This is a genomic window from Yersinia alsatica (assembly GCF_025133195.1).
GTDB classification, from domain to species: domain Bacteria; phylum Pseudomonadota; class Gammaproteobacteria; order Enterobacterales; family Enterobacteriaceae; genus Yersinia; species Yersinia alsatica.
Genome location: NZ_CP104006.1, coordinates 4619458 through 4631823, shown reverse-complemented (window position 1 = coordinate 4631823; position 12366 = coordinate 4619458). Strand labels below are relative to the sequence as shown.

The following is a 12366-nucleotide window of genomic DNA, read 5'->3' as shown; positions in this document are numbered from 1 at the left end:
TCCTATCGCAGCCAGACAAAGTCAGTACCGAATTTAGCCAGTACCGAATATTTAGCAGGTAAATGAAAGTCAGCGGAGTATGAAATGCAGTTCTCCAAAATGCACGGTCTTGGCAACGACTTTATGGTTGTCGATGCAGTTACTCAAAATGTTTACTTTTCGCCGGAATTAATCCGCCGATTAGCAGACCGGCACACTGGCGTGGGCTTTGATCAGATGTTGGTGGTTGAGCCGCCTTATGATCCTGAGCTGGATTTTCACTACCGTATTTTTAATGCCGATGGCAGCGAAGTTTCTCAGTGCGGCAATGGCGCGCGCTGTTTTGCTCGTTTTGTCCGACTGAAAGGGCTGACCAATAAGCGCGATATCAGTGTGAGCACCCAAACGGGCCGCATGATATTGAGTGTCACAGAAGATGAACTGGTTTGCGTTAATATGGGTGAGCCCAATTTTGATCCGCAAACAGTTCCTTTCCGTGCAGCAAAAGCTGAGAAAACCTACATTTTACGCGCGGCAGAACACACGGTGCTCTGCGGTGTGGTGTCGATGGGCAATCCTCATTGTGTGATGCAGGTCGATGATGTTTCAGTTGCCAATGTTGCGTTGCTGGGCCCAGTATTAGAAAGCCATGAGCGCTTCCCTGAACGTGCCAATATCGGTTTTATGCAGGTGGTGAGCCGGGAACATATCCGCCTACGGGTGTATGAACGTGGTGCCGGTGAAACTCAAGCCTGTGGTAGTGGGGCTTGTGCCGCAGTTGCGGTCGGGATTCAGCAAGAATTATTGGGTGAAGAGGTTGATGTCGAACTGCCCGGCGGCAGTTTGCATATTAGTTGGAAAGGGCCGGGTCACCCATTGTATATGACCGGGCCAGCGACCCATGTTTACGACGGATTTATCCATTTATAACGGGTGTTACATGAAAAGTTATGAGGAGCAGGCGCTAGCCGGTGTCGAGTTAGATGACGATGCCGTCATGCAGTATTTATTGCAAAATCCCGACTTCTTTATTCGCAACGCGCGTTTGGTTGAACAGATGCATATCCCTCATCCGGTGAGAGGTACAGTCTCGCTGGTAGAGTGGCAACTGGGGCGTCAGCGTAATCAGATAGGCCAGTTGGAAGAAGAAATCACTTTGCTGATGGAGCAGGCGGGCCTGAATGAAGTGCTGTTCAGCCGCTTGCTGCAACTCCAGAGCAATCTTGCTGCCGCCAGTAGCTTGCAAGATATGCTCAACCGTTTGCAGCGCTGGGCCCGAGATTTCGGCCTGGCGGGGGCGAATGTTCGGCTGTTCACTGACCGCTGGCAAATAGGCGCGCCGTCTGATTTCACCCATTTGGGCCTGTCGCGCCATGCTTTTGAACCTATGCGTATTCAGCGTCTGGGCAATGAACGTCACTATCTGGGCAGCCTAAACGGGCCGGAGCTGTTGCTGTTATTGCCGCAAGCTAAGCAAGTGGGGTCTGTGGCGCTGTCAATGTTGGGTAAAGACGGTGATTTAGGGGTGATTATCTTTAGCAGCCGCGATACACAGCACTATCAGCAGGGCATGGGTACCGTGATGCTGAATCAGTTATCAACGTTATTGCCGAGCTTGCTGGAGCGCTGGATAGAGCCGGTATGACCGAATTCAGTGCCTCGCTTGCCCCGCAGGTAGAGGCTTTCCTGCGTTATCTCAAAGTTGAGCGTCAGCTCAGCCCATTGACCATCACCAGCTATCGGCGTCAGCTACAGGCACTGATGGAGATAGGCGAGCAAATGGGCCTTGCGCACTGGCAAACGCTGGATGCCGCTCAGGTTCGCTCACTGGTTTCCCGCAGTAAACGTGCCGGTTTGCACTCTTCCAGCCTTGCTTTGCGGCTCTCGGCATTGCGCAGTTTCCTTAACTGGTTGGTCAGCCAGGGTGTACTGCAAGCTAATCCAGCCAAAGGGGTCAGTACCCCGCGCTCTGGCCGCCATTTGCCGAAAAACATTGATGTCGATGAAGTCGATAAACTGCTGGATATCGATCTGAATGACCCTTTGGCCGTGCGCGATCGGGCGATGCTGGAAGTGATGTATGGCGCGGGTTTGCGTTTATCTGAACTGGTGGGCATGAACTGCAAACATGTCGATTTAGCCAGCGGCGAAGTCTGGGTAATAGGTAAGGGCAGCAAAGAGCGCAAAGTCCCGATTGGCAAAACGGCGGTCACTTGGTTAGAACATTGGTTGGCACTGCGTGAGCTGTTTGAACCGCAAGATGACGCCATTTTCTTGGCCAATACCGGTAAGCGAATTTCAGCGCGTAATGTACAAAAACGCTTTGCTGAATGGGGCGTGAAGCAGGGAGTCAGTAGCCATATTCATCCCCACAAATTGCGCCACTCTTTTGCGACTCATATGCTGGAGTCCAGTGGTGATCTGCGCGCAGTGCAAGAGCTGCTGGGGCATGCCAATCTGACCACCACACAAATTTATACCCATCTTGACTTTCAACATCTGGCAACAGTGTATGATGCTGCTCATCCACGGGCCAAACGAGGCAAATCTTGATGCATTTTTATCGTCCACTGGAGCGGATTTCCGCCATTACTTTCGATTTGGATGACACCCTGTACGACAACCGGCCAGTGATAGCCCGTACAGAGCAAGAGTCTGTGGCATTTTTACAGCAGTACCATCCCAATTTGGCACAGCTACAAGCCACCGATTTTCAACGTTTTCGCAGTGAGTTACTGGCGCAAGACCCTGATATTTACCACGATGTCACCCAGTGGCGCTGGCATGCTATCGAGCTGGGCCTGATTCGTCATGGCCTGAGTAAGTCAGAAGCACAATGTGGCGCTGATGCTGCCATGGAAAATTTCGCCGTATGGCGTAGCCGCATCTATGTGCCGCCAGCCACGCATGACACCTTGAGCGCGCTGGCTGAACATTATCCGCTGGTGGCGATTACCAATGGCAATGCCGATCCTAAAGCTTGCGGTCTGGACAGTTATTTCCAGTTTGTGTTGCGCTCTGGCCCTCATGGCCGCGCCAAACCTTTCCGCGATATGTACCATAAAGCGGCAAACCATCTGGATATTCCACTGAAACATATCTTGCATGTTGGTGATGATTTGACCACCGATGTCGCCGGTTCGCTACGTTGCGGCATGCAAGCGTGCTGGATTAACGATCGGCAACAAAGCTTGATGACCGCGCGTGATAGCCGGTTATTGCCACATATTGAGATTTCACAGTTGGCTTCCCTGACAGCATTGCTATAATCCTCTGCAATAACTCTGTATAAATTCACAGTGGAATGCTGGTAAAATAGTCGGATAACCGGCGATTTAGCTATTTTCTCTTACCCGATGAACGGTGCCTATGGACGTTTCTGATCTGCTCGACAGCCTGAATGAAAAACAACGCGAAGCCGTGGCTGCGCCACGCTGCAACCTGTTGGTACTGGCCGGTGCGGGCAGTGGCAAAACCCGCGTGCTGGTTCATCGTATTGCCTGGCTATTGTCGGTCGAAAACGCCTCTCCCTATTCCATTATCGCGGTGACCTTCACCAATAAAGCTGCCGCTGAAATGCGCCACCGCATTGAGCACTTGATTGGAACCAGTCAGGGCGGGATGTGGATTGGTACTTTCCACGGGCTGGCGCACCGGTTGCTGCGCGCCCATCATATGGATGCCAATCTGCCGCAGGATTTCCAAATTCTTGATAGCGATGACCAACTGCGGTTATTGAAGCGCTTGGTTAAAGCTCTGAATTTAGATGAGAAGCAATGGCCACCGCGTCAGGCGATGTGGTACATCAATGGCAAAAAAGATGAAGGGCTACGTCCGCAGCATATTGAAAGCTACGGTAACCCGGTCGAAGCCACTTGGCTGCGTATCTATCAAGCTTATCAGGAAGCCTGTGACCGTGCGGGGCTGGTGGATTTTGCCGAGCTGCTGCTGCGCGCTCACGAACTGTGGCTGAACAAGCCGCATATTCTTAATCATTATCGTGAACGTTTTACCAATATTCTGGTGGATGAGTTCCAGGATACCAACAACATCCAGTACGCCTGGATTCGCCTGCTGGCAGGTGAGCGCTCCAATGTGATGATCGTCGGCGATGATGACCAGTCAATTTATGGCTGGCGTGGGGCGCAAGTAGAGAATATCCAGCGCTTCCTGAAAGATTTTCCCGGTGCTGAAACTATCCGTCTGGAGCAGAATTACCGCTCGACCAGCAATATTCTGACCGCCGCTAATGCCCTGATTGCCCATAATGATGGCCGCATGGGTAAGAACTTGTGGACGGAAGGGGCGGAAGGCGAGCCTATCTCGCTCTATTGCGCCTTTAATGAGCTGGATGAAGCCCGCTTCGTGGTTAACCGCATTAAAGCTTGGCAAGACAATGGTGGCGCGCTGAATGATTGTGCCATTTTGTATCGTAGTAACGCCCAATCGCGGGTGCTGGAAGAGGCCTTATTGCAGACTGCAATGCCGTACCGTATTTATGGCGGTCAGCGCTTCTTCGAACGTCAGGAAATTAAAGATGCATTGGCCTATTTGCGCCTGATTTCTAATCGCAATGATGATGCGGCCTTCGAGCGGGTGGTCAATACGCCGACGCGGGGTATTGGCGATCGCACCTTAGATGTGGTGCGTCAGACTGCCCGTGACCGCCAGTTAACCTTGTGGCAATCAACCCGCGCCATGTTGCAGGAAAAAGTGCTGGCAGGCCGTGCCGCCTCTGCGTTGCAACGTTTTGTCGAGCTGGTGGACTCACTGTCCCATGAAACCGCCGATATGCCGCTGCACGTGCAAACCGACCGTGTCATTCGTGATTCTGGTTTGTGGTCAATGTACGAGCAAGAGAAGGGTGAAAAAGGCCAGGCACGTATTGAGAACCTTGAAGAGCTGGTCAATGCTACCCGCCAATATAGCTATCAGGACGAAGATCAAGACCTGATGCCACTACAGGCGTTTCTCTCTCATGCGGCGCTGGAGGCTGGAGAGGGGCAGGCCGATGCTTATCAGGATGCAGTGCAACTGATGACGCTCCATTCAGCAAAGGGTCTGGAGTTCCCACAGGTATTCATAGTGGGTATGGAAGAGGGGATGTTCCCAAGCCAGATGTCCTTGGATGAAGGCGGGCGTCTCGAGGAAGAGCGCCGGTTGGCCTATGTTGGCGTTACCCGCGCCATGCAGAAACTGACGCTCTGCTATGCTGAGAGCCGCCGTCTGTATGGCAAAGAAGTCAATCACCGCCCATCACGTTTCATCGGCGAACTGCCGCAAGAGTGTGTTGAGGAGGTGCGGCTACGCGCGACAGTCTCTCGTCCGGTCAATCACCGCCGCATGGGGACGCCGATGCACGAAAATGACAGCGGATTCTCATTGGGGCAGCGAGTGCGCCATCCTAAATTCGGTGAAGGCACGGTGGTTAATCTGGAAGGTAGCGGTGAGCACAGCCGGTTGCAGATTGCTTTCCCCGGTGAAGGCATTAAGTGGCTAGTGGCGGCATATGCACGTCTGGAAGCCGTCTAAACTTACCCTGCGGCCTTGACGCCGCAATGGTGTTAGCGGCATTCACCTACCCGAGTAAGCTTATAACTCAAGGCTGCCGCGGAATTAGCGGCCCTCGCTCTTATCCTGGACAGCCAGACGTGCGTCGGTTTCTGCCTGCAATAAAATGGCTTTGCCCATCCACTGAGTGACATCCTGAATTCCCGCCTCATCTAAATGCCAAATATCTTTCAGCACCATAAAGACTTCTGACCCGTAAATGAGTGAAAAAGCGTGGATCACCCGTTGCAGCGCTTCCGGCTCCAGCTTTCCTTCCAGTGGCTCGACAGCCAGCTTTAACAGCCGCTTACGGTTACCACGAACTAATTTTTCTTCATTATTGGGGTGGTTACGATTATCAGCCCATTGTTGTAACGAGAGATGCAGAGCGGCCCGCAACACACCTTCGTGTTGCAACATGCGCGGATAAGCAAATGAGAGTAATTCAGCAATGCGTTGGCGTGCATCGGGTTGAGTCGGCTGCCATGACAAAATCGGGCCAAGGCTTTCATCAACCATCGCAGAGACCAGCGCACTCTGTGTCGGGAAATAGCGATAAGCCGTAGCACGGGAAAGTTGAGCGGCATTTGCCACTTCGGTTATTGATGGAAACGCGCCTTGCTCATACATCGACATCGCAGTATCGATAAGTAACCGCCGGGTTCTGGCCCTAATGGTGGTCAATGATGGAGAGGAGCTTTCCTGTTTATCCTGATTATTCACGGTCACTCCAGGGCTACAGATCGTATTTGTGCTCACTATAACAAACCGTTTGCACAAATCGCCATGAAAGCACGCCGCATTCAAACTAATTTTGAGACTGTCGTCTCATATTTGAGCTATGATCTTTGCGTAAATGATACGGCAGTCTCAATATGATTCTATCTTAACCAACTCGCTTCATTGTTCGACAGTAAAAGAAAACAAACTTCCCATACAAGTGAGTTGTTCGCGCATTCATAGAAGGATGTTCAGATGCCTCGTCATATTTATATTGCTACCACGACAGATACCAAAGGCGAAGAACTGGCGTATGTCAGTGCATTGATTAAAGCAACCGGCTTGACGACAGTCACGGTTGATTTATCGACGAAAGAAGGTCAGCAGGTCGGTGGTGCGGATATTTCGGCCGAGACCGTGGCGAGCTATCACCCAGATGGGCGTCAGGCAGTTTTCTGTGGTGATCGAGGGCGAGCAATAAGCGCGATGGCGCAGGCTTTTGAGTGCTTTATCAATAGCCGTGAAGATGTCGCTGCGCTGTTAGGTCTGGGGGGATCTGGCGGTACGGCACTGATAACTCCCGCGATGCAAAGTTTGCCCATCGGTATTCCTAAACTGATGGTTTCTACCATGGCTTCGGGTGATGTTTCCGGTTATATCGGCGCGAGTGATATCGCCATGATGTACTCAGTCACTGATATTGCCGGACTTAACCGCATTTCTCGCCGGGTATTGAGTAATGCCGCCCATCAAATTGCCGGTGCGGTTTACTTTGCGAAAGCAGAGACAGCCACGGATGACAAACCGGCGCTGGGGCTGACGATGTTTGGCGTGACCACCCCCTGTATTCAAGCGGTCAGTGCAGCATTATCGTCAGAATATGATTGTCTGGTTTTTCACGCCACCGGGAGCGGCGGCAAGGCCATGGAGAAACTGGCCGAAAGTGGTTTGTTGGCCGGGGCGCTGGATCTGACTACCACTGAAGTTTGCGATTTGTTATTTGATGGGGTATTGGCCTGCGGCCCAGAACGGTTCGATGCCATTGCTCATACCAATATCCCTTATGTTGGCTCCTGTGGTGCTTTGGATATGGTCAATTTTGGTAGCCCGGCAACGATTCCGGCGAAATATGCAGACCGTTTGTTCTATAAACATAATGCGCAAGTCACGCTGATGCGCACCACCGAGCAAGAGAACATCCAAATGGCACGCTGGATTGGCGAGAAGTTAAATCGCTGCCAAGGCGAAGTCCGTTTCTTAATTCCAGAAGGCGGTTTCTCGGCACTGGATGCGCCCGGCCAGCCATTCTGGGATGAAAAGGCGTTAAAAGCTTTTATTCAGACACTGGAAGAGACTGTTATTCAAACCGAAAAACGCCGCTTGGTGCATTATCCATTCAATATTAACGACCCGGAATTTGCTCAGGCTGCGGTAGAAAACTTTAAAGAAATAGCAAAGAGCCCATCCAACCCTAAATAATTCGAGTTGCAGGAAGGCGGCAACTGAGTAAATCCCCAGGAGCTTACACGAGTCAGTGACTGGGGTGAGCGAAGGCAGCCAACGCACATGCAGTTTGAAGTATGACGGGTTTAGGGCCATTTAATTTGTGGAGAAACATATGCCAAAATTTCAACGCCAGGCCATATTGGCTAAATTCCGGGAAATGATTGCCCGCCGTGAGCCGATTATCGGCGGCGGTGCGGGTACAGGGTTGTCAGCTAAATGCGAAGAGGCTGGCGGTATTGATTTAATCGTTATCTATAACTCTGGCCGCTATCGTATGGCGGGCCGTGGTTCGCTGGCAGGGCTACTGGCGTACGGTAATGCGAATGAAATTGTGGTCGATATGGCTAAAGAAGTGCTGCCAGTCGTCAAGAAAACACCGGTGCTGGCCGGGGTTAATGGGACCGACCCATTCTGTCAGTTCGATCACTTTTTGGACCATTTGAAAGACTTGGGCTTCTCTGGTGTGCAGAACTTCCCTACTGTCGGCTTAATTGACGGTAACTTCCGCGCCAACCTTGAAGAGACCGGCATGGGTTATGGCTTGGAAGTCGATATGATCCGCCTGGCCCATGAGAAAGATTTGCTGACGACACCTTATGTATTCAGTGCCGCAGATGCCGTTGCTATGACCCAAGCAGGAGCCGATATTATTGTTCCTCATATGGGGCTGACGACCGGCGGTAACATTGGTGCCGATACTGCACTGAAGCTGGCTGACTGCGTGCCACTGATTAATGAGTGGGCGGCGGCGGCGAAAGCCGTGCGTGAGGATATTATTGTCTTGTGCCACGGCGGGCCAATTTCGACGCCTGAAGATGCGCAATACATCATGGATAATTGCCCGCAATGTGATGGTTTCTACGGTGCCAGTTCTATGGAACGGCTGCCGACAGAGATTGCACTGACCGACACTACTAAACAGTTTAAAAACATAAAGCGTTGATATTTTGCCAATACCAAAGGGAAAGCCTGTTTGTGAATTTCACCTGATTATTGGTTAAATGAATATGCAGGATACGCAAAACCGAAGTCGAAGCTGACTTCGGTTTTTTTACTGATATTATTTCCGGCAGATTTTATTGCTGATAATGCGCCCCAATATCAGCCGTCGCATACCACGCCAATAGATTGCTGACTTCTTCCTCACCCTCGGCGGGTGACCAACTGGCGAAATGTTCGGCAGTGATGGGCTGGTAAGGGCCATGTTTAACTTCAAAAATAACCGCCCCTTCTTCCAGTGAGAGCACGGCGTGCCACACATTAGCGGGGATTTCCATAATAGCGGTTTCCCGGCCCAACAGCGTGCGGTGGGTGACTTTCCCTGCGTCATCAAACAGCAGCACAATAAAGTTGCCGTGCAATGCAGTCAGTAATTCCCAAGTGTGGGGGTGGCGATGTGGGCGGACATACGTCTCTGGCTCCATTGCTATCGCAAGGCGCTGTATCGGGTCATCGAGCTGTGGATGGAAGTTAAGATTGGCTCTCTGACGCGGTGACTGCTGCGCTTGCTGGCTCAACTGCATCAGAGTTTGTTGGGTGATTTGCTTCATTCTGGTCAAATATCCTTAAGAGTGGCTGACTGTAATCTCGCGTAAACAGAGTGATGTTATACCCGTCATACTTCAAGCTGCATATGTGTTGGCCGCCTTTCTGCAACTCGAATTATTTAGGGTATATCGCTGCGCGCTGTGGGATAAAAAATCTTGCCACTCAGAACTGAAAATTGTGCTCATGAATTAACACCTTTTAACCGGTTGACAGTCTTTTTCTTCTCGGCGTAACATGCGCGCACTATTCTTGATGAGGACATTCGCCTTGGACACACCCAGTAGATACTGGCTCAATAACCTGTTCATATGGTGCAACTTCTAAGGCTATCCTCATCTTTGCTGATAGCCTTCGTGGTTGTCAGCGACCCCGCTAAACTGTCGCTGTGAGTCAGATCTCCTTATGGTCTGAAACAAACGGTATTTCTATACTCACCTGTTTCTGTGCTTCAATGCGTTTCCCCTATCCACACCGCAAGGGAGTTTTGGCATATGCTGAGCGCATTTAAATTAAGTAACAATCGCTTATCCCGTTTGGAGCTGGATGAATCAGATGACCTGACTACCTCAATTTGGGTCGATTTAGTCGAGCCAGAAGAGGGGGAGCGGGAACGCGTCCAGTCTGAACTAGGGCAAAGTCTGGCGACTCGGCCAGAGCTAGATGACATCGAGGCCTCCGCCCGCTTCTTTGAAGATGAAGATGGCCTACATATCCACTCCTTCTTCTATTATGAAGATGCCGAAGATCACGCCGGTAACTCAACCGTGGCATTTACTATCCGTGATGGCCGCCTTTATACCCTGCGTGAACGTGAATTACCGGCATTTCGTTTGTACCGTATGCGCGCGCGCAACCAGACACTGGTTGATGGCAATGCCTATGAGCTGCTGCTGGATCTGTTCGAGACTAAAATTGAACAGCTGGCTGATGAAATTGAGAATATTTACAGCGATTTGGAAGCATTAAGCCGGGTTATCATGGAAGGCCAGCAAGGTGATGAATATGATGCTGCGCTGTCTACCTTGGCGGAGCAGGAAGATATCGGCTGGAAAGTGCGACTGTGTCTGATGGATACCCAGCGGGCGCTGAATTTTCTGGTACGTAAGGCGCGTTTGCCTAGCGGCCAGCTAGAACAGGCGCGTGAAGTCCTACGCGATATCGAATCCCTGTTGCCACACAATGAATCCTTGTTCCAGAAAGTTAACTTCCTGATGCAGGCTGCGATGGGCTTTATCAACATCGAGCAGAACCGCATCATCAAGATCTTCTCAGTGGTCTCGGTTGTCTTCCTGCCGCCAACACTGGTGGCTTCTAGTTATGGGATGAACTTTGAATTCATGCCAGAGCTGCGCTGGTCATTTGGTTATCCGGGAGCAATTAGCTTGATGATTATTGCCGGCCTGGCTCCGTACCTCTATTTCAAGCGCAAAAACTGGCTCTAGTCTTGGGGCTTGGAGTTGCAGGGGTTAGCTGCAACTCCAGTTGTGGGGGGATTGTGATGGTTAGGCCCGCAGCTTGCGTTGGGTATAGAGCGCATCTAGCGTGAACAGTAACAATGCCGCCCAGATAAAGGCGAAAGTCACCATTTTATCGTTGCCGATAGTCTCGCCGTAGAAGGTCACCGCCAGAATAAACATCAGTGTCGGCCCCAGATACTGGAAGAAGCCCAATGTCGATAGCCGTAAACGGGTTGCCGCAGCGGTGAAGAATAGCAACGGGATAGTGGTTATCACCCCGGCAGCGGCGAGCAATACATTCAGCGACCAGGTATTGGCGCTCAGATGGCTGGTTGGGCTGTCGGCAACAAAGAACAGATAGACCGCCGCGATGGGCAGCAACCACATGGTTTCCACCAACATCCCGGTTTGGGCATCAATTCCCAGTTTTTTACGTATCAGGCCATATAGGGCAAAAGTAATCGCCAGACCTAAGCCGATAACGGGGAGTGAGCCAAACTGCCACAGCTGAATTAATACACCACCAAAAGCCAGTGCTACCGCGACCCACTGCATACGGCGAAAACGCTCACCCAGAAACAGCATGCCAAATAGCACATTGACCAGCGGGTTTATAAAGTAACCTAAGCTGGCTTCCAGCATATGGTTATGGTTCACCGCCCAGATAAACAATAGCCAGTTACAGGCAATCAATACGGCGGTCACCGCCAGTAAAAGTAGGCGCTTACGATTTCTACAGGCACTGCGAACTTGTGGCCAATTACGGCTGACAGTCAGCAGTATCAGCATAAAGAAAAATGACCAGATAATGCGATGAGTCAAGATTTCATCAGCCGGCACCTGTTGGATTAGCTTGAAATAAGCAGGGGCAATACCCCAAATAAAATAGGCAGCCAGAGCAAAGAAAATGCCCTGACGAGTTTGTTGTTTATCCATGGTGTGGCTCGGGACAAGAAAGGAGATGCGGTGAGTGTACTTAACTTCGAGCGACTAATCATCACCGCTTAAAGTCTAATTACCCCACCAAATAGGTCGCTGTGGCGCTGGCGATATGAATTTGCTTTTCATTATGCAGCTCAACTCTGGCAACTGAGACCTTATTACCGCTACGTAAAATACTGCTGCTGGCGATGAAATGCTCGCCACGGCCCGGGCGCAAATAATCGACTCGTAGGTCGATAGTGCCCATTTTGGCTAGCTTCATTTGCAGTTGTTCTTGAATCAAGGGCTCATGACGAACCAGGCTGTTACCAACACACACCAAACCGGCAGCGACATCCAGTACTGCGGCGATAACCCCGCCATGCAGGATCCTTTGTGCGATATTACCGACTAATTTGTCATTATTATCAAAAGTAATTTCAGCGTAATCTTGCTCGAAGCGGGTTAATTTTAGGCCTAATTCACGATTAAAAGGCATGTGATAGACAAAGATTTCCCCGATGACTTGACGAGCACCTTCCAGCGTTAACGGTGTAACTGACATTGCAGTCTGTTCTCTTAGTGACTATTTATGGGCAATTATCCCACAAGTTAATGAGTTGTTTATTTTATGCTCCTATTTTGTTGTTTTCCAGTCGTTAAATCATAAATATAAACAACACTA

Annotated in this window: 12 protein-coding genes; 8 read left to right on the top strand and 4 right to left on the bottom strand. The window is 50.8% G+C overall.

Translation table 11 applies throughout. The features are described 5' to 3' along the window. The first annotated feature begins 84 nt into the window (after positions 1–84). From dapF to uvrD, 5 genes are all read left to right on the top strand, one after another. The gene (dapF, locus tag N0H69_RS20955) at positions 85–909 is read left to right on the top strand and encodes a diaminopimelate epimerase (RefSeq protein WP_050123904.1); all 825 of its coding nucleotides are present in this window, start codon (positions 85–87) and stop codon (positions 907–909) included. 10 nt (positions 910–919) lie between these two features. Next, a complete protein-coding gene (locus tag N0H69_RS20950; RefSeq protein ID WP_050123903.1) occupies positions 920–1624 on the top strand; it encodes a DUF484 domain-containing protein in 705 nt (234 codons plus the stop codon). After that, the gene (gene xerC / locus N0H69_RS20945; RefSeq protein ID WP_072077679.1) at positions 1621–2532 is read left to right on the top strand and encodes a tyrosine recombinase XerC; all 912 of its coding nucleotides are present in this window, start codon (positions 1621–1623) and stop codon (positions 2530–2532) included. Before N0H69_RS20950 ends, xerC begins: the two co-directional genes overlap by 4 nt. Then, the gene (yigB, locus tag N0H69_RS20940; protein ID WP_050109689.1) at positions 2532–3248 is read left to right on the top strand and encodes a 5-amino-6-(5-phospho-D-ribitylamino)uracil phosphatase YigB; all 717 of its coding nucleotides are present in this window, start codon (positions 2532–2534) and stop codon (positions 3246–3248) included. The genes xerC and yigB overlap by 1 nt, the downstream gene beginning before the upstream one ends. 100 nt (positions 3249–3348) lie before the next feature. Next, positions 3349–5511 (top strand): DNA helicase II, encoded by a 2163-nt coding sequence (gene uvrD, locus N0H69_RS20935; RefSeq protein WP_050109690.1) that lies wholly within the window; start codon positions 3349–3351, stop codon positions 5509–5511. A gap of 84 nt (positions 5512–5595) precedes the next feature. Here the strand turns inward: uvrD and N0H69_RS20930 are convergent, their stop codons facing one another. Beyond that, the gene (locus N0H69_RS20930) at positions 5596–6252 is read right to left on the bottom strand and encodes a TetR/AcrR family transcriptional regulator (protein ID WP_050109691.1); all 657 of its coding nucleotides are present in this window, start codon (positions 6250–6252) and stop codon (positions 5596–5598) included. A gap of 252 nt (positions 6253–6504) precedes the next feature. On the opposite strand from N0H69_RS20930, the gene N0H69_RS20925 reads away from it, so the two are divergent. Both N0H69_RS20925 and N0H69_RS20920 read left to right on the top strand, forming a co-directional pair. Then, a complete protein-coding gene (locus N0H69_RS20925) occupies positions 6505–7728 on the top strand; it encodes a Tm-1-like ATP-binding domain-containing protein (RefSeq protein ID WP_050109692.1) in 1224 nt (407 codons plus the stop codon). A gap of 139 nt (positions 7729–7867) precedes the next feature. Then, entirely contained in the window at positions 7868–8698 is an 831-nt protein-coding gene (locus N0H69_RS20920) for a phosphoenolpyruvate hydrolase family protein (protein ID WP_032911361.1), read from the top strand. A gap of 133 nt (positions 8699–8831) precedes the next feature. On the opposite strand, the gene N0H69_RS20915 is transcribed toward N0H69_RS20920, so the two are convergent. Continuing rightward, complete coding sequence (locus N0H69_RS20915) at positions 8832–9305, bottom strand: WbuC family cupin fold metalloprotein (RefSeq protein ID WP_050109693.1); 474 nt, start codon at positions 9303–9305, stop codon at positions 8832–8834. A 489-nt stretch (positions 9306–9794) separates the two neighbouring features. Between N0H69_RS20915 and corA the strand changes: the two genes are divergently transcribed. Beyond that, positions 9795–10745 carry a magnesium/cobalt transporter CorA gene (gene corA, locus N0H69_RS20910; RefSeq protein ID WP_050109694.1) on the top strand — a complete coding sequence of 317 codons (951 nt, stop codon included), beginning with the start codon at positions 9795–9797 and terminating at the stop codon, positions 10743–10745. Positions 10746–10805: 60 nt separating this feature from the next. Here the strand turns inward: corA and rarD are convergent, their stop codons facing one another. Together rarD and N0H69_RS20900 are read right to left on the bottom strand one after the other, a co-directional pair. Next, entirely contained in the window at positions 10806–11696 is an 891-nt protein-coding gene (gene rarD / locus N0H69_RS20905; RefSeq protein WP_050135693.1) for an EamA family transporter RarD, read from the bottom strand. 79 nt (positions 11697–11775) lie between these two features. Then, positions 11776–12246: a thioesterase family protein gene (locus N0H69_RS20900; protein WP_050109696.1), complete on the bottom strand. Its 471-nt coding sequence runs from the start codon at positions 12244–12246 to the stop codon at positions 11776–11778. Between the last annotated feature and the right edge of the window lie 120 nt (positions 12247–12366).

Coding starts and splice junctions, on each gene's coding strand:
- yigB (WP_050109689.1), top strand. CDS start 2,532: ATGCATTTTTATCGTCCACTGGAGCGGATTTCCGCCATTACTTTCGAT.
- N0H69_RS20920 (WP_032911361.1), top strand. CDS start 7,868: ATGCCAAAATTTCAACGCCAGGCCATATTGGCTAAATTCCGGGAAATG.
- corA (WP_050109694.1), top strand. CDS start 9,795: ATGCTGAGCGCATTTAAATTAAGTAACAATCGCTTATCCCGTTTGGAG.
- N0H69_RS20925 (WP_050109692.1), top strand. CDS start 6,505: ATGCCTCGTCATATTTATATTGCTACCACGACAGATACCAAAGGCGAA.
- N0H69_RS20915 (WP_050109693.1), bottom strand. CDS start 9,305: ATGAAGCAAATCACCCAACAAACTCTGATGCAGTTGAGCCAGCAAGCG.
- N0H69_RS20900 (WP_050109696.1), bottom strand. CDS start 12,246: ATGTCAGTTACACCGTTAACGCTGGAAGGTGCTCGTCAAGTCATCGGG.
- rarD (WP_050135693.1), bottom strand. CDS start 11,696: ATGGATAAACAACAAACTCGTCAGGGCATTTTCTTTGCTCTGGCTGCC.
- xerC (WP_072077679.1), top strand. CDS start 1,621: ATGACCGAATTCAGTGCCTCGCTTGCCCCGCAGGTAGAGGCTTTCCTG.
- uvrD (WP_050109690.1), top strand. CDS start 3,349: ATGGACGTTTCTGATCTGCTCGACAGCCTGAATGAAAAACAACGCGAA.
- N0H69_RS20950 (WP_050123903.1), top strand. CDS start 920: ATGAAAAGTTATGAGGAGCAGGCGCTAGCCGGTGTCGAGTTAGATGAC.
- dapF (WP_050123904.1), top strand. CDS start 85: ATGCAGTTCTCCAAAATGCACGGTCTTGGCAACGACTTTATGGTTGTC.